The organism is Flavobacterium sp. LHD-85 (genome assembly GCF_030929595.1).
Taxonomy (GTDB): domain Bacteria; phylum Bacteroidota; class Bacteroidia; order Flavobacteriales; family Flavobacteriaceae; genus Flavobacterium.
Map to the genome: position 1 here is coordinate 389,948 of NZ_JAVFVR010000003.1, position 22,897 is coordinate 412,844.

The following is a 22,897-nucleotide window of genomic DNA, read 5'->3' on the forward strand; positions in this document are numbered from 1 at the left end:
ATTTTAGATTTATTGGCCAATATTATATCTTATCTTCCATTTTTAATAAAAGCTAAAATTATCAAAACAATGAGTGCGATGATTACAATGAAAATAGGATTTGCATAATTGGCATGCCATCCCAATTCCTTTATTTTTTTTGGAAAATAAGATCTTTTGTCTTTTGGATTGTAATAAAACATTCCCCAAATCCAATTATTAGGATCATTTTCCCAATTGTTCTTAGTTTCTTCGCTCGGTTCGTCAAACTTTTTCATAACTATATAACTATCGGATTATTTGGCTATTATAAAGTAACTGATTTATTTCCATTTAAGAATAATCTTTTTAGCTTTGTTTCAGATAAACGAACTTAATTTATGGATACTAGCAAAGAACTTTTATTCTTTTTTAGTGCTTTAGGAGCTTTCAACGGAATTATTCTCGGAATTTATTTCTTCTTTTTTACCAAGAAAAAATATCTGACGAATTATTTTCTGGGTGCACTTTTGTTTGCCCTAAGTATCCGAATTGCAAAATCTGTATTTGTTTATTTTCATCCTGAACTGCCTAAAATGTATCTTCAGTTTGGGCTTACGGCTTGTTTCTTTATCGGGCCTTTTTTGTATTACTTTATCAAATCTGCAGTTGAAGAAGTGCAGCTAATGCCCAAATCATGGAAATTGATTATAGCATTTTGGGGAACATTAATCGTTGCGGTTGGTGTTTTATATCCGTATGAAGTGTATCCGAAACTTTGGGGAGGCATTTTTATAAGAATCATTTATTTTCAATGGTTTGTTTACATTGTTTTTGCTGGTTTTGAACTTCGTGGTGTTTTGAAGAAAATCCTCAGCCGAAAAGAAAAAACTACTCCATCCGAAATGTGGTTTTCAATGCTCTATTTCGGAAATTGTTTGCTATTTCTATTTTACTTCTTGGCGATTATGGGAGCGCCAGGAGCTACCTATATAAGTGGTGCAGTTGTTTTTTCGTTTATTTTATACTTGGGAATTTCGATTCTTTTGTACAGAAAAAAAACAGAAGATTTATTTTTATTGAGCGGGAAGATTTCGAATAAAAAAATAGAATCAGGGGATGCAATAATGTGGTCTGAAAAACTGGAAAAGGCAATGCGCGAAAAAAGTTTATATAAAAATCCGAACTTGACACTTCAAGATTTATCTCAGGAAATTAATATCTCAAGCCATCAATTATCGCAGTTTCTGAATAATAATTTAGGAAAGAATTTTACCAGTTATGTAAACGAATTCAGAATCAACGAAGCGTGTAAAATTATCACTTCTTCAGATAAATTAACTTTAGAATCTGTTGGTTACGATGTCGGATTTAATTCCAAATCAACCTTCTTTACGGCATTCAAAAAACATACAGGAACCACGCCGCTTAACTATCAGCTTCAGGCTTTACAATCGTAAATTGGAGTATTAATTTATAAATCCGTACTCCCGATTTCGTTTTTTAGAATCTCATTTATCGATTTTCAGATGACTTTTGTTTCAAATAAAAGTCAAACTGCTAATTGTTAAAATTTATGAGATTTCTAAAAGTGGTTATCATTTCTATTTTTTCCCTTGCTTTTTCATCAATCGAAATAAAAGCGCAACGCATAAAAAATGTTAAAGATAAAAGTTACTATAGTGATGATGTACTCTTCGGAAAGTTATTTAAGTCTGCTCAAGATTCTTTAATTGTTAAAGAAAAAGAAAAAGAGAAAGAGCACAATGAACTAAATGAAGTGGTTATAAAAAGCCAGCCTTCATTATTAAAATATGGAGCTAACGGAAATATTGATGTCAATGTAAACGGAACTGTTCTTGCAACCAGCAGTTCGGTAAACGAATTGCTAGGAAGAGTTCCAAATGTTGTGGTTGCCGACGGAGAAATCAGCGTTGTCGGAAAAGGCGAAGCCATTATTTATCTCAATGGAGTTATGATTAATTATGAACGGTTTGTTGCAATTCCCGTTTCACAAATCCAAAAAATCGAAGTCATTTCTAATCCTTCTTCGAGATATGATGCCGAAGGAAAAGCGGTTATCAATATTATTACCAAACAAAATATAGAAAGCGGCGTAATGGGATCTGTCAATCAGCACGTAACCGTTTCTAAATTTGGCGGAACAATTTATAATACACTTTTTGATTTTAATTATTCTAAAGGAAAATTCTCGTTTGTTACCAACTACGGTTTGCAGTTGGGAAGAAACCGTGAGTTGCTGTACACTACAAGAACACGTCCAGATCCGGATGATTTTATGAAATCTGAATTGACTACCGATTGGAAAAGAAGATTTAATAATTATTCAAATTTTGGATTTGGACTTCAATATAGTTTTTCTCCAAATAATTATATTTCATTGGCATATAGCGGCAATATAAATGATTTGGGGGGCATTACAGAAAGCAGGAATTCGATAACCAACAATTCGGGAAAAAGTTTTTACGCTACAGATGTTGACCGAAACGATGTTTTGTTAAATCAATTTATCAATTTGAATTATAATTGGACTACGGCTAAAGGTTCGACACTGTTCATTGGATCACAATTTTCAAATTACAATCAAACCATAAGAGATTTTATTGAAGAAAGCAGTTTGGTAGATGAGACAGATTCTGAAAGATATTTAAAGAACAATGTTGGAAGCCGAATTAATATAGTTGCAGTTCAAGCAGATTATTCGAAGAAAATAAATGAAAAAACAAAACTAGAAATAGGAGCAAAGTTTAGTTACGCCACCATAAATTCAGGAACAGATTTTTTGATTTCTGAGGATGAAATAAATTTTGAGATAGACAATGAATTGTCGAGCGATTTTGAATACAATGAAAAAATTGCTGCTGCGTACTTTAATTATATTGGAGCATTGAATGAAAAAATCAATTTTTCTCTTGGCGTAAGGGCAGAAAAAACGAGTTATGATTTATTTACTAATGCCAACGGAATTCAGAAATTTGATAAATCGTACGGTAATTTTTTTCCAAGCGCACTTTTAAATTTTAATCTTTCAGAAGATTGGAAAGGACATTTTTCTCATGTTTCCAGAATTACGAGACCTAGATATCAGGCTTTAAATCCGTACATAATTTATCAGGATCCGTTTACTACAATTGAAGGAAATCCGAATCTGCTTCCCGAAAAAACACATGCTTTTGAGCTAGGGGCAATGTATAAAAAGTTCGATTTTAAAGTTGGATACACTTATAAAATTGATCCGATTTCTGCGGCGGCTTTGCGTGGCGATACACCAAACAGTTATATTTTGAGGGCGCTGAATCTTGAAAAAGGGTATACTTTTTTTACCTCGCTTTCTAGAGCTTTCAATGTCAAATGGTGGAATTCTGTTAATACTGCAAGCATTACTTGGCAGAAATCGGTAGACAATTATTATGCATTTGCGTTTAGCCCTGTAGAGCCTCAGATTTATTTATATACTAATAATACATTTACGATTCCTAAACTTTTCAAACTCCAACTTTTGGCTTGGTATTTAAGCGATAGAAGTTATGGATTAGGAAGCGAAAACAGCCGATCGACCATAACTTTAGGAATAGAAAGAAACTTTTTTAAAGATGCATTAAAACTCAATTTTACTGCAAACGATATCTTTCATAAGTTTATGGTTTCTGGCGATTATAATGTGGGACAAACTCAGATTTATTATCACCGAACCTATAGCACCAATTATTTTAAATTAATTGCAACATACAATTTCGGAGATTCAAAAAAGACAACTTATAAAAAGTCAGAAGTGGAACAGTCGGAGAATAATAGGGCGAGGTAAATTACTTGACACTTTCAGATATAATCATTAAAACAAGAATAACCACAACGCAAATGAAAACCGAATTAGGATTTGCAAAATTTATTGTCCAGCCTAGTTCTTTAATTTTCTTTGGCGGAAACATTCTGTTGTCTTTTGGGTTGTAATAAAATATTCCCCAAACCCAATTATTTGGATCATTATGCCAATTATTTTTTTCTTTTTCGGATATTTTTTGATTTTCCATTATCAAGAATTGGTAAATAGATTATTGTTATTTATTAGTTTTTCCTCTTTTTAATTGTGTATAGGTAATGAGAATTGCAATTGTAGAAAGAAATGGACCAATTACCAATCTAAAATCTGAAAAAGAAATGTCTTTAATATCCTTTGCAAGCAATGGACTTAAAGATATACTGATGTACAATAAACCAAGAATAATGAAAACTAATAAAAAGCTCTTTTTGCTCATTTTAAGTTCTTTAGAAAGAAAGTAAATATAATCAAAAACAAGTTAAGCGAAGAAAATTCTTTCGAAATAAAAAAGGCTCCACAATTAAGCGAAGCCTTTTCAATAATTTTTGAATTAAATAATTACCTTTTATAAAGCAATATTAGATTAATTCTTTAGTCACAATCTGCATAGTTTCGCGGCTAACTTGTTTCAATAAAACTTCTTTGTTAGCTTCAACAGTCTGTGCTGCCTCTTCGGTAAAGTGACGGATTGTATATAAGGTTACATTTTCGCTATATTCTACTTTGAATTTTTTAGAAAGAATAGCATTCAATTCAGGGAAATTTCCAAATTTATCTTCCACGCAAACAGAGAAACTAATTGCTGAGTTCTGAATCAAGTTTACTTTGATTTTGAATTCGTGGAATAAACCAAAAATCTCACTGATGTTTTCTTCCATAATAAAAGAGAAATCAATTGATGAAAGCGAAATTAAAAGCTGTTCTCTTTTTACGATAAAACAAGGATATTGCGGTTCCAAATCAACACCTTTAGAAACACATGTTCCTTTTAATAGTGGGTTGATAAACGATTTTACGTATAATGGAATTTCTTTTTTCTGTAGCGGTTGTAATGTTTTTGGGTGAATAACGGTTGCTCCGTAAAACGCTAATTCGATAGCTTCACGATATGAAATCTGATTTAACAAACTTGCATTTTCAAAATAACGTGGATCGGCATTCATAACTCCAGGGACATCTTTCCAGATTGTTACACTTTCTGCATTTAAGCAGTAAGCAAAAATTCCAGCAGTATAATCAGAACCTTCACGACCAAGAGTTGTTGTAAAGTTGTTTTCGTCTGCACCTAAGAAACCTTGCGTAATGTTTAATTGCTTTCTTGGAACATTTTTGCTGATGTTTTGCTGTGTAGTTTCCCAGTCAACTTCTGCATCTCTATAGTTTGCATTTGTTTTAATGAAATTACGAACGTCAAGCCATTGTGTCTGAATTCCTCTGAAATTCATATAGTGGCTTAAGATATTAGTCGAAATCAATTCACCAAAACTTACCACCTGATCGTAAACGAAGTTGTAGTTTGGAGATTTATTGTGAGCCAAGAAGTATTCTAATTCGTCAAACTGAGCATTTACAGCTGCAAAAACCGCATGGTTTTCATCTTCAAACAAATCCAATAAGATTTGATTGTGGTATTTTTTTATTTCCTGAACAGAAGCGTTTAATTCTGTCGATTTTTCAAAATAATTCTTGATTACAACCTCAAGAGCATTTGTTGTTTTTCCCATAGCCGAAACCACAAGAATTACGTCTTCGTAACCTACTTTTTGTAAAACGTCGTATACGTTTTTAATTCCATCTGCATCTTTTACCGATGCACCACCAAATTTAAATACTCTCATTTTTAATTTTAGATTTTTAGATTTTAGATTTAAAAGAAATCTAGTATTTTATTTGTTGCCACGAATTTCACAAATTAGCACAAATTAATTAGTGAAAATTAGTGAAATTCGTGGCAAAAGACTTTTTATAATTTTTCTAAGAACGCGTTGACTCCAGCTTCATCCATTTGAACCACTTGCCAATCCTCAAGAATTTTTGCGCCCGAATTTTTGTAAAAATTCACTGCTGGTGTATTCCAAGCAAGTACATTCCATTCAACTCTTCTAACATTATCTCTCTTTCCTTGTTTCATGATTTCAGCATAAAGGGCCGAGCCTAAACCTGTGCCTCGCATCTTTTCTTTTACAATCAAATCTTCAAGGTGAATTGTCTTTCCTTTCCAGGTAGAATAGCGATAATAATACAACGCTATTCCAACAATTTCTTTTTGTTTTTCTTCGTTTTCGATCTCCGCTACAAAAACATTAAATAATGGTTTTTCACCAAAACCGTCACGTATCAAATCATCCTCTGTAATGACAACCGCATCAGGTTCTTTTTCGAATATAGCCAGCTCCTGAATAAGCCCTAACACCGATTTCATGTCTTCAGGATTTCCCTTTCTAATATTCATATATTCCTATTTTTAACTATTTAATATCTAAAAAAGCTTCATTTTAGCTAGTGCTTTTTGCAGATTATTAGCAAATATACAATAGTAGCATACAAACAAAATAATTTTTAAATCATTCTCACAAAATAAGCGATATTTGTGACTTAAAAATAAAACTATAACGATTTAGAAATGGAAGAACGCAATAAAACACTGGGAGAGTTTATTATTGAGAACCAAAAAGCATTTCAGTATTCGTCGGGAGAACTCTCGCGAATTATCAACTCTATTCGATTGGCAGCAAAAGTGGTCAATCATAAAGTAAACCAAGCGGGTTTAGTAGATATTGTGGGCGCGGCAGGCGAACAGAATATCCAAGGCGAAGACCAGCAAAAATTAGATGTCTATGCAAACGAAGTATTTATCCAGACGTTAATAAACCGTGAGATTGTCTGTGGTATTGCTTCTGAAGAAAACGACGATTTTATTACTGTTCAGGGGAGCGACAACAGTCATAATAATAAGTACGTGATCTTAATGGATCCGCTAGACGGATCTTCAAACATTGATGTAAATGTTTCTGTGGGAACTATCTTTTCTGTTTTCAGAAGAGTAACTCCAATAGGAACTCCGGTAACTAGCGAGGATTTTTTACAGCCGGGAATCAATCAAGTTGCAGCAGGCTACGTAATTTATGGAACTTCAACGATGTTGGTTTACACGACTGGACATGGCGTAAATGGTTTTACGTTAAATCCAGCGATAGGGACATTTTATCTTTCGCATCCAAACATGAAATTTCCAGAAAACGGAAATATTTATTCGGTAAACGAAGGAAATTATGTTCATTTTCCGCAGGGAGTAAAAAATTACATTAAATATTGCCAGCGAGAAGAAGGAGACAGACCGTATACTTCAAGATATATCGGAAGTTTGGTAGCCGATTTTCATCGAAATATGATTAAAGGCGGAATTTATATTTATCCAACAAGTTCAAAAGCACCAAAAGGGAAATTGCGTTTGCTGTACGAATGTAATCCGATGGCGTTTTTAGCAGAACAGGCGGGAGGAAAAGCAACAGACGGTTTCGGAAGAATTATGGAAATTCAACCAACCGAATTGCACCAAAGAGTGCCTTTCTTCTGCGGAAGCTACAATATGGTAGAAAAGGCTGAGGAATTTATGGCTGAAGCGAATTAAAGTTTTCAGTTTTCAGTCGCAGTTTTCAGTCTGGACTATATAAGGTGTCAAACCCGATAGGTTTTAAAAACCTGTCGGGTTTTGTTTTGAGTTAAATTTTAAAAGTTTAAGCGTAAAACTGTTGACTGTTGCTGAATACTGAAAACTAAAAAATAAGACGCAACCATTTTTAGTTTTATCAATCTTTAAAAAGAACCAATTGTTTATGAGAAATTATGGATTAATTTTTTTGTAAATAATTTAAAACTAATCAAAAACCAAAAAGTAAATTATTATGAAGAAAAAACTATTGATGATTCTATTCGGAATGTTTTCAGTTTTGTTTGTTGCTTGCAGTAGAGAAGAGCATGTTGATCCTCCAATTGGATTATCTGAAGATAATATTAAACTTTCTAAAAAGGAAGCTTCTTTTACCGCAGAAGCCAATACAGTTACGATTACTACAGAGTATAAAGGATGGTGGGTAAATGGTTTTTCATTAGACAAAGTAAGAATTGATAAAGGAACTGTAAATTTGTCTGCTGACAATTTTATCTTTAAAAATGATGTTTTTGAGGTAGAAAGGAAAAACGGAAACACTTTGATTATTACGATGAGTAAAAATACAACAGGTGCAGAAAGGATTCTTAATATAGGATTACAATCAGGAAACTATTTTGATAATATAAATATCACGCAGTCAAAATAAAGGACTTAAAAAACAAAACCCGATAAAATCAATTATCGGGTTTTGTTTTTTAAATTTTCATTCGCAGTCAAGTTTCAGCACAGAAACTGAATACTAAAAACTGATTACTGAATATTATTTATGCATGTGCTGCATTTCGTAGATAAAAGTATCTGCATCGACTTTATTGTCAACCAGCGATAATGCTTTTGCAATGATATAATCTACGTTGCTTGGCGTGAATCCTAATGCAACACTTATTTTTTTCAATAATACTTCTTGTTTGTCTTCAAGATGATGGTCAACATGAACCATTCTTGTTAAATCATATAAACGCTCTAAACGCTGAACATATGAATAAGGTGGATTGATCGGATATTTTAAAGGATCGCTAAGAATTTCTTCGTATTCCGATTCTGTAATTTCTAAACGAGAAGCAAGTTTATCTAAAAAGGCTTTTTCTTCTGGATAAACAACACCATCAGCTAAAGCTACACGAACAATAGCAGAAAAGTGTCCTTTGTTTCTTTGCTTGAATTCGCTATCAAATAATTCTGAAAATGACATAATTGTAAAGTTTTTGTTAAACAAATATAGCCTTATTTTTAAATTATCGATTTTAAAATTCTCATAAAATTTAACTTTTCTTTATTGAAGGATTTGGCATCTTGAATATTTAAGTTTGAAAATTAATCGTAAGTTTACAACCCCTAATTATTTAATTGCAATATACCTATGTCACAATTTTGGATTTATTTTCAAATAGGATTAAAACACGTTTTAGATATCAATGCTTACGATCACGTTCTTTTTTTAATCGCCTTAACTGTTCCGTATTTATTTAAAGACTGGAAAAGAATTTTCTTATTGGTTTCTCTTTTTACAATTGGCCATACTTTGGCTTTAATTCTTTCTGTTTACGGCATAATTGCCATAAAAGTAGATGTTGTAGAATTTCTGATTCCGATTACAATTTTGATAACAGCACTTTATCATTTGTTTACGGCTGGAAAGACTTCAAAAAATGATGGTGTAAATCTGGTATTTTTCATAACTTTATTCTTTGGAATTATTCACGGGCTAGGTTTTTCTAATTATTTCAAAACAATTTTAGGAGGTTCTGCAACCTCAAAATTGTTACCTTTGGGAGAGTTTGCCTTAGGAATAGAAGCTGCTCAGCTGGTAGTGGTTTTTGTTGTTCTGGTAATTTCATATATAGTGCAGACTGTTTTTCGTTTTTCAAAACGAGACTGGGCACTGGTAATGTCGGCTTTTATCATTGGAGTTGTAATTCCGATGATTATTGAAAGCCCAATTTGGAACAGATAAATTAAATGGAAGTAAAAAAACTGAATAAATACGATAAAGCATATCTGCGAATTGCAAAAGAGTGGAGCCTGCTTTCTTACTGTAAACGTAAACAAGTTGGCGCTATTATCGTAAAAGACAGAATGATTATCTCTGATGGTTACAACGGTACACCATCTGGATTTGAAAATTGCTGTGAAGACGAAGACGGATTAACGCGCTGGGATGTTTTACACGCCGAAGCAAATGCAATCCTTAAAGTGGCAAGATCAACTCAATCTTGCGAAGGAGCGACATTGTATATCACGCTTTCGCCTTGCAAAGAATGCAGCAAATTAATACATCAATCTGGAATAAAAAGAGTAGTGTACCACAATGGATACCGTGACGATTCGGGAATTCAATTTTTAATAAAAGCTGGCGTAGAAGTAGAACACATTCCTGTTTTGGAAGAGTAATGAAATTTAATCCGAAATATTTGCCAATAGTCATAGGAGCAACTTTTGCTCTTGGAACAATTGCCGGAAGCATAATGAATGCTCCTGCAAGTGACCAGCTTTTGGCTAAAAATTACTCTAAAACCAAGCTTAATAAACTTATTGATTTTATCAATACAGAATATGTTGATAGCGTCAATACAGATTCGATTGTAAATCTTACAGTCGATAATATACTTTCTAAATTAGATCCGCATTCGGTTTATATTCCGCCAAGCGAACAAGCTGAGGTTGCAGAAAGCATGAAAGGTGATTTCGTTGGAATCGGAATCAATTTTTACATGTATAAAGATTCGGTTGCGATTATAAAACCAGTCGAAAACGGACCTTCAGCAAAAGCGGGAATAAAATCTGGGGATCGAATTCTATTTGCGGGAAAAACCAAATTGTATGGCAGAAAATTGCCATCGGATAGTTTGTTTTCTAAATTAAAAGGGCTTCAAGGTTCAGAAATCGAATTGACGGTTTTTAGAAAATCAGAACAAAAGAAACTCAAGTTTAAAGTAAAACGAGATATTATTCCAATTAAAAGCGTTGATGCTTCTTTATTGGTTGGAAATAATGTTGGTTATATCAAAATAAACCGTTTTGCAGAAACTACTTTCAACGAATTCAAAACAGGTTTAACGAGATTAAAACAAAAGGGAATTCAGTCGCTCGTAATTGATCTTCGCGACAATGGTGGCGGTTATATGGAAGAAGCGATTGCTATTGCCGATGAATTTTTAAAAGATAAACAGTTAATCGTTTTCACGAAAAGCAAAAACGGCTCTACTGAAAAAACATATGCTACAAAAGCAGGAAGTTTTGAAACTGGAAAAGTGTATGTTCTGATTAATGAAAATAGCGCTTCTGCGAGTGAAATTTTAGCTGGAGCCATTCAAGATAATGACCGCGGAACGATTGTTGGACGCCGTTCTTTTGGAAAAGGTCTCGTACAAAGAGAAATGGATTTTAATGATGGATCTGCAGTGAGATTGACCGTAGCGCGTTATTATACGCCAACAGGAAGATCGATTCAGAAACCGTATAAAAAAGGAAACGAAGAATATTTTAAGGAATCTGAAGCAAGAATTATTACTGGGGAACTTTACGCGAAAGACAGCATAAAAGTGGCCGATTCTTTAAAATTTAAAACTCCGAAAGGAAAAAGTGTATACGGCGGCGGCGGAATTGTTCCAGATGTTTTCGTTCCTATGGAAGCAGAGCACGGAAATGAAAATGTTGCTTATTTGCTGCAAACAGGAATTGTTGGTCATTTTGTTTTTGAAGAATTAGACAAAAATAGAAATGCTTTTGCAGGCGATAGTTTTGCTGAATTTTTGGCTAAAATGAAAAACTCAGATATGTATTTTAAAAAATTCAAGAATTATATCTTGATGACAGGTCTGGATTTGAAATTAGAAAAAACAAAAGCGCTAGTAAACCGCCATATTACAGCTGAATTTGCTCGACAGCTATATGGAGAATTGTATTATTATGATGTAATCTTAAAAGAAGATGCCATGATAAAAACAGTTCTTAATCCGAAGAAATAACTTCAAATCTTTATATCATGAAAATTGAAACCGTTGTTAATGCAGAAATTGAACTCCTAACTGCAATTAAAAAATCGGATGTTATGGCTTTGGAAACCATTCTTCATGATGATTTATTGTTTAATATGCCTGATGGACAAACCATCACTAAGGATTTCGATTTACAGACATACCGCTCTGGAAAGATTAAAATTGATTCTTTAGAGGGTTCCGATCAAATCGTTAATATAATTGGAGATTCGGCCGTAGTTACTGTTACAGTCGCATTAAATGGGGCTTATGATGGCAATCCGATTAATGGTGTTTTCAAATACATAAGAGTTTGGAAAAAAATAGGGAAAAATCTAAAGGTTATCGCAGGAAGCTGCGTTCAGCTGGCATAAAGTTTGGAGCAATAATAATATTAACTTAAAATAAAACTTAGCGAACATAGCGTTAATCATTGCGTTCTTTGCGGTTAAACTAAAATATATGAAAAATCTAAAAAGAATAAGTTTTCTAGTGCTTCTAATGACTTTTGTAATCTCTTGCACAACTATGAAGAATGATACGAATGCTGTAGTTTCAGGAAAAGTTGATGGTATAGAAGCCGGTAAAGATGGCTACACGGCTAAAATTACAACAGACGCCAAAGAAGTGTACTTTGCAACAATCAGTATTGTAAACCTGGGCGGGCCTCAGAATTACAAACAATTAAAAATTGGAGATGTAGTGGCTGTTAAAGGAGAAAAATGGAAAACCGAAGAGGAAAACCATATTAAAGTAACAGAAATCGTTTCGGTTAAATAAAGCTAGCAAAAAAACAAACCATATAAGTGATATAAGTTCATGTATGCTTTGCGCATAGTTTAAATGAGCTTATATCACTTATATGGTTTAATAATTTTATCGAATACTGTCGTGAGTGTGAGTCTGTATACCGTTATTCCATAAAGTAAGAATGTCTGTTGCTACAGCTGCACCACTTCCGGCGGCAATTGCCAACTGACTTCTCCAACCAGCCAAAGTCCCGATTACATAAATGCCATCAGCTACTTTATGATCTTCATTTTTGAGCTGAATACGCTGTTTTTCTGGAAGTGCTTTTTTATGAGGTTCAATGTATTGCATTAAACCTTCAATGTCGAAAGTATTGGCAGAACCAATTCCGATCACGATATTTTTTGTTTGGTATGAATTTTTGTTGGTTACAACAGTAAATTCTGGGTAACTGCCCTCAATTTTCATTACTTTTTCATTTGGAATCTGAGTAATGTGCGGGTAAGTTGTCGCTAAATCCTGAGTGCTTTCAGTTAAAAGTTCAGAACCTAATTTTCCTGGTGTAATTCCGTAAGCGTTATAAAAGATTGCCTCTTGTAAAGAAGAATTTTTCTGGTGGGTAAAAATTCCGATTTTTTTATCAGTAACAAAAGTTTTGTTTTTAGCGGATCCTAAGACAAGAGCACAAGACATGCCAGATACTCCTCCGCCGATAATTAAAACATCAAACATATTATCTGTTGTCATTCATTTTTTCTTCAATTCTTTTTGAAATTCTAAAAATCAAAAGAATCAAAACAGCGCAAAATGAAGCGGCGATTCCAATAAAAGCTACCATACTATCTCCTTGAAAAGGGTTTTGAAAGTCTAATAGCGTAATATTAAAAACGATTAAAGCTAATGCCAAAAGCACTAAGATTGAAGTGAAAATTTTCATAAGGTTGTTTTTGTTTTTGCCTAAAATAATAAAGTAGAACTTTATGGGAAAATGCCTTAAAGTTGTATTTTAGAAATTTTACGGGGTAAATTTATAAAAATAAAATTTAGACAAACAAACCTTTAACATTAGCAGCGAATAATTTAACAGCAATTGCTAAAAGTATTACTCCAAATGTCTTGCGAACCACTCCAAGTCCGTTCTCTCCAAGCAGGTTTTCGATTTTCTTGGATGATTTTAAAACGATGTAAACCAAGATGATATTCAGTACAATCGCTATGATAATATTAACGGTATGAAACTGAGATCGAAGTGATAATAAAGTAGTCATCGTTCCTGCCCCAGCGATTAGCGGAAAGGCCAAAGGTACGATAGAGGCAGATCCCGGTTCTTCGTCACGATAAATTCTGATTCCTAAAATCATTTCTAAAGCAAGAAAGAATAAAACGAAAGATCCTGCAACGGCAAATGAGTGAACGTCAATGCCAATTAAGTTTAGTAAACCTTCTCCAACAAATAGAAAAACAATCATAATAGCTCCGGCGACAATAGAAGCTTTCTCGGATTCGATGTGTCCGACTTTAGCTCTTAAATTTACAATAATCGGAATCGAACCAACAATATCAATTACGGCAAAAAGTACCATACTAACGGTAATGATTTCTTTAAAATCGATTTCTAACATATCGCTTTGATTTTTAGGGTTTAAAAAACTGCTGCAAAAGTAGTTAATAAAGTTAGGTGTTTTTTCGTTACAATGTATTTTTGTTATAAAAACATGTTTTATTGGTTAAAAAAGTGATATTTGTAACAATTGTATGGTTTGGATTGCTAAATCAAAGACAACTCTGAAGATTTTTTTTGGATAGTATAAAAAAAAATCACGCAGATTTAGCGGATTTGAGCAGATTTTCAATTTTTCTAGATTGTTTAATATATAGCATAAATGATTTTCATCGTTTTTTAAGATTTGCCTAAAAAAATAAATCTATTTTATCTGCTTGTATCTGCTAAATCTGCGTGAAAAAAAGAATGAAAAATTATCTCTTTTCTTTGACTATCTTTGCACTTTATAAATTACAGTATTAAATATCATGTTTCAGTTAGGTAAAACTATTATTTCAGAGGACATTCTGGAAAAAGAATTTGTGTGCAACTTGTCTGCTTGTAAAGGAGCTTGTTGTGTTGATGGAGATGCGGGCGCGCCTTTGAATGAGGCTGAAACTAAAATCTTAGAAGAAATCTACCCAAAAGTGAAACCTTTTTTACGAAAAGAAGGAATTGAAGCAATCGAAGCACAAGGAACTTGGGTAAAAGGAACTGATGGCGATCTTGAAACACCGCTTATTGATAATAAAGATTGCGCTTATGTAATTTTTGATGGGAAAACTGCGCTTTGCGGAATTGAGCAAGCTTATAACGAAGGAATCGTAGACTGGAAAAAACCAGTTTCTTGTCACTTATATCCAATTCGTGTGAAAGATTTTACAGAATTTGCTGCCGTTAATTATGATAAATGGGACATTTGCGACGATGCTTGTTCGTTAGGGAAAGAATTGGAAGTTCCAGTTTACAAATTTGTAAAAGAAGCGCTAATTAGACGCTTTGGCGAAGATTGGTATTTGGAGTTGGAAAAAGTAGCTGAAGAGCTTAAAAATTCGTAAAAATCTACAATCAAAATGATGGTCTTTTTGACTACAAGTTTTGACTCAAAAAAATAAAGTTTTGACTCAAAAAAATAAAGTTTTGACTCAAAAAAATAAAGTTTTGACTCAAAAAAAACTTTTTAAAACTATTTAAAATTTCTTGCATTTTATTCTAAAAAGTCTATATTTTACAGGGCTTTTGAAGGGTGAAATAACTATTAAATCATTCATTTGCAGTAAATTAATTATTGTCTGAAAAATTTTTCAAATTTTAGCCTTTGTTAAAAACTACGTCCGATTGTGAATAAGTTTGGCTTTTATTTTTGACGTGAAATGACAATCTTTGTAGTGCACTGAATGTGTAAAAATTCAATAAAAAAATTAACAGAATCTGTCATGTCACAAATCGAACCAATATTACAAGAAAATAAAAATCGTTTCGTTATTTTTCCGATTAAACATCATGACATTTGGGAATGGTATAAAAAGATGGAAGCGAGTTTTTGGACTGCAGAAGAAATCGATTTGCACCAAGATTTGACAGACTGGAATAATAAATTGAATGATGATGAAAGATATTTCATTAAACATATTTTAGCATTCTTTGCTGCTTCTGACGGAATCGTAAATGAGAATTTGGCTGAGAACTTTGTAAATGAAGTTCAATATGCTGAAGCGAAGTTTTTCTATGGTTTCCAGATTATGATGGAAAACATTCATAGCGAAACATATTCTTTATTAATTGATACTTACGTTAAAGATGAAGCTGAGAAAACAGAATTGTTTAATGCTTTGGAAGTTTTCCCTGCTATTGCTAAAAAAGGAGAATGGGCTTTAAAATGGATTGAGTCAGATTCGTTTGCCGAAAGACTTATTGCTTTTGCTGCAGTTGAAGGAATCTTCTTCTCAGGAGCCTTCTGTTCAATTTATTGGTTGAAAAAACGTGGTTTGATGCCAGGTTTAACGTTCTCTAATGAGCTGATTTCTCGTGACGAAGGCGTACACTGTGATTTTGCAGTTCACCTGCACAATCACCATTTGGTAAACAAAGTGCCAAAAGAAAGAATTAAAGAAATTATTGTCGATGCCTTAGATATCGAAAGACAGTTTGTGACTGAATCGCTTCCGGTAAGTTTAATTGGTATGAATGCTGGTTTAATGACGCAGTATTTAGAGTTTGTTGCCGATAGACTTTTGGTTGAATTGGGATGCGAGCGTGTTTACGGATCAGCGAATCCATTCGATTTCATGGACATGATTTCTCTTCAAGGAAAAACTAATTTCTTTGAAAAACGTGTTGCAGAGTATCAAAAATCTGGTGTGATGAATACAGACAGCGATGCTCAGAAAATTTCATTCGATGCAGATTTTTAGACAACAAAAATAGTTTTAGCGACTGTTCCTCAAGAGACGCTGAAAAAAAGATTACAAGAATATTTTAAGGTTGAATCTCTTTCCCCAAGTCGTAGATTCAATAGCAATTTTGGACGCATTTAAATTCGATTTTCGAATTTGAAACGAGTAACTATTGAGAATTTGGTAATTCTCAAAAAATAATTTAAAAACACGCAATGTTTAAGTGCTGGAGTCCGTTCTCTAGTTACTTTCATTTTTTCAATAACTATAAAAGGTAAGCTTATGTATGTAGTAAAAAGAGATGGCCACAGAGAGCCCGTAATGTTTGATAAGATTACAGAAAGAATCAAAAAATTGTGCTACGGCTTGAATGAGCTTGTAGATCCGGTAAAGGTAGCGATGAGAGTTATCGAAGGATTGTATGACGGAGTTTCGACTTCTGAATTGGATAATCTTGCGGCAGAAACTGCAGCATCTATGACAATTGCCCACCCGGATTATGCACAATTAGCGGCGCGTGTGGCAATTTCAAATCTACATTCAAATACTAAAAAATCTTTCTCTGAAACGATGAAAGATATGTATAACTATGTGAACCCAAGAAATGGACAAGACGCTCCATTAATTGCTGATGACGTTTACAAAGTGATTCAGGAAAACGCTGCTTTTTTAGATTCTCACATTATTTATACAAGAGATTTTAATTACGATTATTTTGGTTTCAAAACCTTAGAGCGTTCTTATCTTCTTAAAATAAACGGAAAAATCGTGGAGCGTCCGCAGCACATGTTAATGCGTGTTTCTGTTGGTATTCACTTAGACGATTTAAAATCAGTAATTGAAACTTACGACTTAATGTCTAAAAAGTTCTTTACGCACGCAACGCCAACGTTGTTCAATGCAGGAACTCCAAAGCCTCAAATGTCTTCTTGTTTCCTTTTGGCAATGCAGGATGATAGTATTGACGGAATTTATGATACATTAAAACAAACAGCAAAAATCTCGCAGTCGGCGGGAGGAATTGGTTTGTCTATTCATAACGTTCGTGCAACGGGATCTTACATTCGCGGTACAAACGGAACTTCAAACGGAATTGTTCCGATGTTGAGAGTTTTCAACGACACCGCTCGTTATGTAGATCAAGGTGGCGGAAAACGTAAAGGAAGTTTTGCGATTTACATCGAAACTTGGCATGCTGATATCTTTGATTTCTTGGATTTGAAGAAAAATACAGGGAAAGAAGAAATGCGTGCGAGAGATTTATTCTTCGCCATGTGGACTTCAGATTTATTCATGAAACGTGTTCAGGAAGATTCAACTTGGACTTTAATGTGTCCAAATGAATGTCCAGGATTGTATGATGTTTACGGAGAAGAATTCGAAGCATTATATACAGACTATGAGTTTAGAGGAAAAGGTAGAAAAACAATCCGCGCTCGTGAATTATGGGAGAAAATCCTAGAATCTCAAATCGAGACTGGAACGCCATATATGTTGTACAAAGATGCAGCAAACCGTAAATCGAACCACAAGAATTTAGGAACTATCCGTTCTTCAAACCTGTGTACAGAGATTATGGAGTTTACTTCTAAAGATGAAATCGCAGTTTGTAACTTGGCTTCAATCTCTTTACCGATGTTTATTGATAACGGACAATTTGATCACCAAGCGCTTTACAATGTTACAAAACGTGTAACTCGTAACTTGAACAAAGTAATCGACAGAAACTATTACCCAGTAAAAGAAGCGGAAAACTCTAACATGCGCCACCGTCCTGTTGGTCTAGGTGTGCAAGGTTTGGCAGATGCTTTCATTATGTTGCGCATGCCGTTTACAAGTGATGAAGCTAAAAAATTAAACCAAGAGATTTTCGAAACTTTATACTTCGCTGCTGTAACCGCTTCTATGGAAATGGCAAAAGAAGAAGGACCATATTCAACTTTCGAAGGTTCTCCAATGTCACAAGGAGAATTCCAACACAATATGTGGGGAATGAAAGATGAGGAATTGTCAGGCCGTTGGGACTGGGCTTCATTAAGAAAAGAAGTTATGGAACACGGAGTTCGTAACTCTTTATTAGTGGCGCCAATGCCAACTGCATCGACTTCGCAAATTCTTGGAAACAACGAAGCTTTCGAACCATATACATCAAACATCTACACACGTCGTGTATTGTCTGGGGAGTTCATCGTCGTAAACAAACATTTACTAGAAGACTTAGTAAAACTAGGTTTGTGGAACGAAGATTTGAAACAAGAAATTATGCGTCATAATGGATCTGTTCAAAATATCGATAAGATTCCACAAGACTTAAAAGATCTTTATAAAACAGTTTGGGAAATGTCGATGAAAGATATTATCGATATGTCTCGTCAAAGGGGATATTTCATTGATCAGTCTCAATCGTTAAACTTGTTCATGCAGGATGCTAACTATTCTAAACTAACGTCAATGCACTTCTACGCTTGGCAGTCTGGTTTAAAAACAGGAATGTATTACCTAAGAACAAAAGCGGCTGTTGATGCGATTAAATTCACATTAAACAACGATAAAAAAGAAGAAACGGCTCCATCATTAGTTGCAGAAACTGAAGCAATCAGCGTTGAGGATTACAAAGCGATGCTTTTAAAAGCGCAAGCAGCAGATCCTGAAGATTGTGAAATGTGTGGGTCTTAATTTTTCTTAGAAGAAAGAGAATAGAATAAAGAAGAAAGATTTTATTCTAAATAAATACGGAGCAGTTATTATAAGTGTAATAACTGCTCTTTTTTTACGCGTTATTTTAACGTAATAAGTGATGAAAATTTATTGTTAATAGAGATAAATAAAATGTATATGAGGATATTTAAATCTGATAGATTAGATGAAAGAGATAAAGGATTAGAGATTATTGCAAAACTTAAAAAAGAAAACGATAAAACTTTGATTATTCACTATAGTTGTGAATCTTTTTTTAATCTTGAAGGAAGAACACCGAGAGTTACTTCAATTTGTGTCAAAAATAGAGGGAATAATTCAACTAAAACATTTTCTATTCATTTACAGGCGCAATTTCATAAAAAAGAATTATGCTGTATAACGGATGAAGAAAATGATTTTTTAGAAAAACAGATGTTGAAAGAGTTTTTTTGTTTTCTAAAGAATCATCAAACTCACAATTGGGTTCATTGGAATATGAGAAATTCAAGTTATGGCTTTGAAGCAATTGCAAATAGATATAGAATTCTTGGTGGTACGGTTAAAGAAATAGAAGATCAATTTAAGTTTGATCTGCCAAGGATTTTGAGTTTAATTTATACGAATGATTTTGAAGATCATGGCCCTATTCCAAAGAAAGGACAGCTTTTGAACTTGGCGCTTCGAAATGAAATTTCACTTAGAGACGCATTAGAAGGAAAAGGTGAAGCAGAGTTATTTGATAATAAAGAATACTTAAAGTTGCACATGTCAACTTGTAGAAAAGTTGATGTGATTAATGAGATACTAACGCTTGAGGAAAAATGTAAGTTAAAAGTTAAGATTGGTAAGGTGAGAATTTATGGATTAACGCCTGAGGGAATTTTTGAAATTGTAAAAAACAATTGGATTTTATTTCTTATTTATAGTTTAGTTATTTTTGTTATTGGTATAGTGGTAGAGCCAAAAATACAAGATATTTTGGGAATAAAGCATTAATTTTAAGGAATTGCCTCCAGTTAATCTGGAGGTTTTTATTTTGTTTAAGATGAGCTTTAGTTTGATTTTTGCTTATGTCTCTACAGTTTATGTTTAGATAAAGTTGAGACTAGTTAAAATAGAATATAATATCCCAAAAAAATCCCCGTTTTAATTAATACCAAAGACTTTTTCAAAACTTAGCACCTCAGAATCTTAGTCCCGATAGCTATCGGGATAGCATCTTTTAAAATTAAACCTTTAAAAGAAGTTCAAGTCTTATAGTAATAATTTCTGAACGATGAAAAAAAGCAGTCTTTGGTCCTTACGATTAGGTTTTTCAGGAAAACAAACTTCAAAAATTGAAAAACTCGGCTTAGAAAAATTTCTAAAGCAATCTTATAATTCGAAATTTGATACAACACTTCCAGACTTTCTGCAAGATCAGCCTAAAACTACATTAGAGTTGAAACAAGTTCGGGAAATCATCAAAACTTCAGATCCCGAAACCAAAAAGGAAATTCAGAAAAAAGAAAATCAAGCTACTGTAGAATTCAAAAAATGGTGGATTGCAAAAATGCGAAACGATGAATTTCCGCTTCGTGAAAACATGGTTTGTTTCTGGCATAATCATTTTGTTTCCACTTCTCAGAAAGTAAAAGTCAATTACTGGATTTACCAACACAATATGATTTTGCGCGAAAATGCTTTTGGTAATTTTAAAGAATTAACCAAGCAGGTTCTGAAATCAAATGCAATGGTTCGTTATCTCGACAATGGCGATAATAAAAAAGGAAAAGTAAATGAAAATTTAAGCCGAGAATTACTTGAACTATTCACAATCGGAATTGGAAATTATACCGAAAATGATATTAAAAACGGTGCAAAAGCTTTGGCCGGATTGAATATTAGCGATGAAGGTGCTGTTTACAGAAAAAATATAGAAGATAACAGCGATAAGATTTACTTCGGAAAAACTGGAAACTGGAAAGCAGATGATTTGGTTGATATTATTTTCGAACAGAAAAACATTCCGTACCTCATTACACGAAAAATCCTGAAATGGTTTATTTATGATAATCCGCCCGAAGATTTGGTAGTGTATTACGGTGATTATTTCCGAAAGCAAAAGTTTGAAATAGAACCTTTACTGACTAAGATTTTTACAGAAGAATTTAAAAAAGAGAATTCAGGGAATAAAATCAAAAATCCGCTGGTTTATATTTTACAGCTTTGCGATGAATTGCAGATTCAAAATGTTAATGATGCCGCAATTATGGCTTTTATAAAACAGCAGGGAATGGATCTTTACAATCAGGTAAATGTAAAAGGCTGGGACGGCGGAAATTCATGGCTCACGTCGCAGATTTATCTTCAAAGAAACAATACAGCCGATTTATTATGTAGTGGCAAAAGCCTAAATAGAAGAGTTTTGAAAACGATGATGAATGGAGTTGAAAAGGAAAAGTCAGAATATGAAAAAACAGCTGTAAAAGTCGCTTTTGATTCAGAAGGAAATAATAAAACGATAATTTCTGAATTGTCAGATCGATTGTTATTTACCGTCAGTGATTTAGCTCAGAAAGACATGGAGAATCTCTTGAAATACGATTTTGATCCCAAAGATCCGCACGCCGATTTTGCTGTGGTCAGACTTTTTAATTACATCACAAAACTTCCCGAATATCAATTAATCTAAAAAGCAGTAATCATGAACAGAAGAAATTTTCTAACATTGACGGGAACTTTTACAGGCGGATTGCTCGTACTTCCAGATTTTTTACATGCTTTTGGTTCTCAGAATAATCTGATTGTTGGTGAACAATGCGTTGTTTTTGTGCAATTGAATGGAGGAAATGATGGATTGAATACTTTTATTCCGTACGATGATCCGTTATATTATGATTTACGAACTAAGATTGCTTTAAATAAAGATTTAGTTGTCGGAAAGAACAAAGGAATGGCATTTCATCCTTCTTTGAAAGATTTTGCCCAAATGCAGCAAAAGGGAGATTTAACGGTAATTCAGAATGTGGGTTATCCGGAACCGATTCGTTCGCATTTTAGAAGTCAGGAGATCTGGCAGACCGCAACCGATTCTAATAAATATATAAATGAAGGCTGGCTCGGAAGATTTCTGGATTTGCAATGCAACGGACATCAGGCGACAGCAGGAGTAAATTTAGATTCGATTGATAATTTGGCCTTAAAAGGAGTGGAGCCGAATTTTATAACGGTAAAAGATCCGGATCGTTTTAAAGTAAAATCAAAAGAAGAGAATGTGACTTTGTCTAAGAATCCGCATTTAGATTTTGTTCGAAAAATTGCCAATTCGGTTACTGAAGGTTCAGATGAAATTCAGAAAGCTTTGGCAAAGTCTAAAACCGAAATCAGTTATCCAAAGACAGAATTATCTAAAAACTTAGAATGGATTGCGCGATTGATAAAAGGAAACCTAAATTCTAAAGTATATTATACATCCTTGAACGGATTTGATACGCATGACAATCAGCTTTCTATTCACGAAAGAAAACTAACTGATTTAAATGATGCCTTATATAGTTTTTATTCTGATTTAAAGCAGTCACAATTATTGCAGAATGTCACAATTGTAGTTTTTTCTGAATTTGGGCGACGAGTAAAAGACAACGGAAACGGAACAGATCACGGAACTGCGGCACCAATGTTTATCATCGGCGGAAATAATAAAGGAACAATTTTGGGCAAAAATCCAAATCTGGCAGACTTAGATAATGGTGATTTAAAATACGAAATTGATTTCAGAAGTGTCTATGCCTCTTTATTAAAAGAAAAAATGAATTTCGATTATTCTAAAATTGGTATTTCGAATAAGCCGATTTCGGGATTGTTTACATAAATAGTAATCTTGTCATTTCGAGGAACGAGAAATCTTCGCAAGTAACTCCATAATCAAAATCGCCAATCTTTGTCGAGCTTCTTGTGGAGATTTCTCGTTCCTCGAAATTGTAAATGTTAGATAATTCGGTAACAAAATTTAACTTTAATAAATTTTGTTGCGATGAGAAATAACAGTCAGGATTCAACATTAGAGAGAAACTATTTAGAGAAGTATCGCTTTTTGAT

At 33.5% G+C, this 22,897-nt stretch carries 25 protein-coding genes; 15 read left to right on the forward strand and 10 right to left on the reverse strand.

What is annotated here, in order from left to right:
• Positions 1 to 29: 29 nt before the first annotated feature.
• Positions 30 to 257: a hypothetical protein gene (locus RB618_RS07615; RefSeq protein WP_308068207.1), complete on the reverse strand. Its 228-nt coding sequence runs from the start codon at positions 255 to 257 to the stop codon at positions 30 to 32.
• A 102-nt stretch (positions 258 to 359) separates the two neighbouring features.
• Between RB618_RS07615 and RB618_RS07620 the strand changes: the two genes are divergently transcribed.
• Positions 360 to 1,418, forward strand: coding sequence for an AraC family transcriptional regulator (locus RB618_RS07620; RefSeq protein WP_308068208.1), 1,059 nt, complete (start codon positions 360 to 362; stop codon positions 1,416 to 1,418).
• Between the two features lie 116 nt (positions 1,419 to 1,534).
• Positions 1,535 to 3,784 carry a TonB-dependent receptor domain-containing protein gene (locus RB618_RS07625; protein WP_308068209.1) on the forward strand — a complete coding sequence of 750 codons (2,250 nt, stop codon included), beginning with the start codon at positions 1,535 to 1,537 and terminating at the stop codon, positions 3,782 to 3,784.
• A 1-nt stretch (position 3,785) separates the two neighbouring features.
• Here the strand turns inward: RB618_RS07625 and RB618_RS07630 are convergent, their stop codons facing one another.
• From RB618_RS07630 to RB618_RS07645, 4 genes are all read right to left on the reverse strand, one after another.
• Positions 3,786 to 4,010 carry a hypothetical protein gene (locus tag RB618_RS07630; protein WP_308068210.1) on the reverse strand — a complete coding sequence of 75 codons (225 nt, stop codon included), beginning with the start codon at positions 4,008 to 4,010 and terminating at the stop codon, positions 3,786 to 3,788.
• 27 nt (positions 4,011 to 4,037) lie between these two features.
• The gene (locus RB618_RS07635) at positions 4,038 to 4,235 is read right to left on the reverse strand and encodes a hypothetical protein (RefSeq protein WP_308068211.1); all 198 of its coding nucleotides are present in this window, start codon (positions 4,233 to 4,235) and stop codon (positions 4,038 to 4,040) included.
• A 142-nt stretch (positions 4,236 to 4,377) separates the two neighbouring features.
• A complete protein-coding gene (locus RB618_RS07640; RefSeq protein WP_008465067.1) occupies positions 4,378 to 5,637 on the reverse strand; it encodes an aspartate kinase in 1,260 nt (419 codons plus the stop codon).
• 125 nt (positions 5,638 to 5,762) lie between these two features.
• Positions 5,763 to 6,251 carry a GNAT family N-acetyltransferase gene (locus tag RB618_RS07645; protein WP_308068212.1) on the reverse strand — a complete coding sequence of 163 codons (489 nt, stop codon included), beginning with the start codon at positions 6,249 to 6,251 and terminating at the stop codon, positions 5,763 to 5,765.
• Positions 6,252 to 6,422: 171 nt separating this feature from the next.
• Between RB618_RS07645 and fbp the strand changes: the two genes are divergently transcribed.
• Positions 6,423 to 7,430 (forward strand): class 1 fructose-bisphosphatase, encoded by a 1,008-nt coding sequence (fbp, locus tag RB618_RS07650; protein WP_111365855.1) that lies wholly within the window; start codon positions 6,423 to 6,425, stop codon positions 7,428 to 7,430.
• A 274-nt stretch (positions 7,431 to 7,704) separates the two neighbouring features.
• A complete protein-coding gene (locus tag RB618_RS07655; protein WP_308068213.1) occupies positions 7,705 to 8,118 on the forward strand; it encodes a hypothetical protein in 414 nt (137 codons plus the stop codon).
• Positions 8,119 to 8,232: 114 nt separating this feature from the next.
• Here RB618_RS07655 and RB618_RS07660 read toward each other — a convergent pair whose 3' ends face one another.
• Positions 8,233 to 8,664, reverse strand: a complete 432-nt coding sequence (locus RB618_RS07660) for a TerB family tellurite resistance protein (RefSeq protein ID WP_177211913.1) — start codon at positions 8,662 to 8,664, stop codon at positions 8,233 to 8,235.
• Positions 8,665 to 8,832: 168 nt separating this feature from the next.
• Between RB618_RS07660 and RB618_RS07665 the strand changes: the two genes are divergently transcribed.
• The 5 genes from RB618_RS07665 to RB618_RS07685 all read left to right on the forward strand — a co-directional run bounded on the left by RB618_RS07665 (position 8,833) and on the right by RB618_RS07685 (position 12,229).
• A complete protein-coding gene (locus RB618_RS07665; protein WP_260671621.1) occupies positions 8,833 to 9,426 on the forward strand; it encodes a HupE/UreJ family protein in 594 nt (197 codons plus the stop codon).
• 5 nt (positions 9,427 to 9,431) lie between these two features.
• On the forward strand, positions 9,432 to 9,863 hold the full coding sequence (locus RB618_RS07670; RefSeq protein WP_089054282.1) for a dCMP deaminase family protein: 432 nt from the start codon (positions 9,432 to 9,434) through the stop codon (positions 9,861 to 9,863).
• On the forward strand, positions 9,863 to 11,440 hold the full coding sequence (locus RB618_RS07675) for a S41 family peptidase (RefSeq protein ID WP_308068214.1): 1,578 nt from the start codon (positions 9,863 to 9,865) through the stop codon (positions 11,438 to 11,440). The genes RB618_RS07670 and RB618_RS07675 overlap by 1 nt, the downstream gene beginning before the upstream one ends.
• 17 nt (positions 11,441 to 11,457) lie before the next feature.
• The gene (locus RB618_RS07680) at positions 11,458 to 11,823 is read left to right on the forward strand and encodes a nuclear transport factor 2 family protein (RefSeq protein ID WP_308068215.1); all 366 of its coding nucleotides are present in this window, start codon (positions 11,458 to 11,460) and stop codon (positions 11,821 to 11,823) included.
• 88 nt (positions 11,824 to 11,911) lie between these two features.
• The gene (locus RB618_RS07685; RefSeq protein WP_308068216.1) at positions 11,912 to 12,229 is read left to right on the forward strand and encodes a hypothetical protein; all 318 of its coding nucleotides are present in this window, start codon (positions 11,912 to 11,914) and stop codon (positions 12,227 to 12,229) included.
• A gap of 96 nt (positions 12,230 to 12,325) precedes the next feature.
• On the opposite strand, the gene RB618_RS07690 is transcribed toward RB618_RS07685, so the two are convergent.
• The 3 genes from RB618_RS07690 to RB618_RS07700 all read right to left on the reverse strand — a co-directional run bounded on the left by RB618_RS07690 (position 12,326) and on the right by RB618_RS07700 (position 13,821).
• A complete protein-coding gene (locus RB618_RS07690) occupies positions 12,326 to 12,931 on the reverse strand; it encodes an FAD-dependent oxidoreductase (protein ID WP_308068226.1) in 606 nt (201 codons plus the stop codon).
• Between the two features lies 1 nt (position 12,932).
• Complete coding sequence (locus RB618_RS07695; RefSeq protein ID WP_095928256.1) at positions 12,933 to 13,136, reverse strand: hypothetical protein; 204 nt, start codon at positions 13,134 to 13,136, stop codon at positions 12,933 to 12,935.
• A gap of 106 nt (positions 13,137 to 13,242) precedes the next feature.
• Entirely contained in the window at positions 13,243 to 13,821 is a 579-nt protein-coding gene (locus RB618_RS07700; protein WP_308068217.1) for a MarC family protein, read from the reverse strand.
• 409 nt (positions 13,822 to 14,230) lie between these two features.
• Here RB618_RS07700 and RB618_RS07705 point away from each other — a divergent pair, with 409 nt between their 5' ends.
• The 6 genes from RB618_RS07705 (at position 14,231) to RB618_RS07730 (ending at position 22,670) form a co-directional block, all read left to right on the forward strand.
• Complete coding sequence (locus RB618_RS07705) at positions 14,231 to 14,800, forward strand: DUF3109 family protein (protein ID WP_111376512.1); 570 nt, start codon at positions 14,231 to 14,233, stop codon at positions 14,798 to 14,800.
• A gap of 378 nt (positions 14,801 to 15,178) precedes the next feature.
• On the forward strand, positions 15,179 to 16,156 hold the full coding sequence (locus RB618_RS07710) for a ribonucleotide-diphosphate reductase subunit beta (RefSeq protein ID WP_109190762.1): 978 nt from the start codon (positions 15,179 to 15,181) through the stop codon (positions 16,154 to 16,156).
• A gap of 264 nt (positions 16,157 to 16,420) precedes the next feature.
• Positions 16,421 to 18,814, forward strand: a complete 2,394-nt coding sequence (locus RB618_RS07715) for a ribonucleoside-diphosphate reductase subunit alpha (RefSeq protein WP_308068218.1) — start codon at positions 16,421 to 16,423, stop codon at positions 18,812 to 18,814.
• A gap of 159 nt (positions 18,815 to 18,973) precedes the next feature.
• The gene (locus RB618_RS07720) at positions 18,974 to 19,813 is read left to right on the forward strand and encodes a hypothetical protein (RefSeq protein ID WP_308068219.1); all 840 of its coding nucleotides are present in this window, start codon (positions 18,974 to 18,976) and stop codon (positions 19,811 to 19,813) included.
• 280 nt (positions 19,814 to 20,093) lie between these two features.
• Positions 20,094 to 21,491, forward strand: coding sequence for a DUF1800 domain-containing protein (locus tag RB618_RS07725; RefSeq protein WP_308068220.1), 1,398 nt, complete (start codon positions 20,094 to 20,096; stop codon positions 21,489 to 21,491).
• Between the two features lie 12 nt (positions 21,492 to 21,503).
• Complete coding sequence (locus RB618_RS07730) at positions 21,504 to 22,670, forward strand: DUF1501 domain-containing protein (RefSeq protein ID WP_308068221.1); 1,167 nt, start codon at positions 21,504 to 21,506, stop codon at positions 22,668 to 22,670.
• Here RB618_RS07730 and RB618_RS07735 read toward each other — a convergent pair.
• Positions 22,663 to 22,897 (reverse strand): hypothetical protein (locus RB618_RS07735; RefSeq protein ID WP_308068222.1); only part of this gene is annotated, 235 nt, incomplete at its 5' end. The genes RB618_RS07730 and RB618_RS07735 overlap by 8 nt on opposite strands.

Bases quoted from the DNA above. Each gene is read 5' to 3' on its own strand.
- RB618_RS07615 (WP_308068207.1), bottom strand. From the start codon at position 257: ATGAAAAAGTTTGACGAACCGAGCGAAGAAACTAAGAACAATTGGGAA.
- RB618_RS07620 (WP_308068208.1), top strand. From the start codon at position 360: ATGGATACTAGCAAAGAACTTTTATTCTTTTTTAGTGCTTTAGGAGCT.
- RB618_RS07625 (WP_308068209.1), top strand. From the start codon at position 1,535: ATGAGATTTCTAAAAGTGGTTATCATTTCTATTTTTTCCCTTGCTTTT.
- RB618_RS07630 (WP_308068210.1), bottom strand. From the start codon at position 4,010: ATGGAAAATCAAAAAATATCCGAAAAAGAAAAAAATAATTGGCATAAT.
- RB618_RS07635 (WP_308068211.1), bottom strand. From the start codon at position 4,235: ATGAGCAAAAAGAGCTTTTTATTAGTTTTCATTATTCTTGGTTTATTG.
- RB618_RS07640 (WP_008465067.1), bottom strand. From the start codon at position 5,637: ATGAGAGTATTTAAATTTGGTGGTGCATCGGTAAAAGATGCAGATGGA.
- RB618_RS07645 (WP_308068212.1), bottom strand. From the start codon at position 6,251: ATGAATATTAGAAAGGGAAATCCTGAAGACATGAAATCGGTGTTAGGG.
- fbp (WP_111365855.1), top strand. From the start codon at position 6,423: ATGGAAGAACGCAATAAAACACTGGGAGAGTTTATTATTGAGAACCAA.
- RB618_RS07655 (WP_308068213.1), top strand. From the start codon at position 7,705: ATGAAGAAAAAACTATTGATGATTCTATTCGGAATGTTTTCAGTTTTG.
- RB618_RS07660 (WP_177211913.1), bottom strand. From the start codon at position 8,664: ATGTCATTTTCAGAATTATTTGATAGCGAATTCAAGCAAAGAAACAAA.
- RB618_RS07665 (WP_260671621.1), top strand. From the start codon at position 8,833: ATGTCACAATTTTGGATTTATTTTCAAATAGGATTAAAACACGTTTTA.
- RB618_RS07670 (WP_089054282.1), top strand. From the start codon at position 9,432: ATGGAAGTAAAAAAACTGAATAAATACGATAAAGCATATCTGCGAATT.
- RB618_RS07675 (WP_308068214.1), top strand. From the start codon at position 9,863: ATGAAATTTAATCCGAAATATTTGCCAATAGTCATAGGAGCAACTTTT.
- RB618_RS07680 (WP_308068215.1), top strand. From the start codon at position 11,458: ATGAAAATTGAAACCGTTGTTAATGCAGAAATTGAACTCCTAACTGCA.
- RB618_RS07685 (WP_308068216.1), top strand. From the start codon at position 11,912: ATGAAAAATCTAAAAAGAATAAGTTTTCTAGTGCTTCTAATGACTTTT.
- RB618_RS07690 (WP_308068226.1), bottom strand. From the start codon at position 12,931: ATGTTTGATGTTTTAATTATCGGCGGAGGAGTATCTGGCATGTCTTGT.
- RB618_RS07695 (WP_095928256.1), bottom strand. From the start codon at position 13,136: ATGAAAATTTTCACTTCAATCTTAGTGCTTTTGGCATTAGCTTTAATC.
- RB618_RS07700 (WP_308068217.1), bottom strand. From the start codon at position 13,821: ATGTTAGAAATCGATTTTAAAGAAATCATTACCGTTAGTATGGTACTT.
- RB618_RS07705 (WP_111376512.1), top strand. From the start codon at position 14,231: ATGTTTCAGTTAGGTAAAACTATTATTTCAGAGGACATTCTGGAAAAA.
- RB618_RS07710 (WP_109190762.1), top strand. From the start codon at position 15,179: ATGTCACAAATCGAACCAATATTACAAGAAAATAAAAATCGTTTCGTT.
- RB618_RS07715 (WP_308068218.1), top strand. From the start codon at position 16,421: ATGTATGTAGTAAAAAGAGATGGCCACAGAGAGCCCGTAATGTTTGAT.
- RB618_RS07720 (WP_308068219.1), top strand. From the start codon at position 18,974: ATGAGGATATTTAAATCTGATAGATTAGATGAAAGAGATAAAGGATTA.
- RB618_RS07725 (WP_308068220.1), top strand. From the start codon at position 20,094: ATGAAAAAAAGCAGTCTTTGGTCCTTACGATTAGGTTTTTCAGGAAAA.
- RB618_RS07730 (WP_308068221.1), top strand. From the start codon at position 21,504: ATGAACAGAAGAAATTTTCTAACATTGACGGGAACTTTTACAGGCGGA.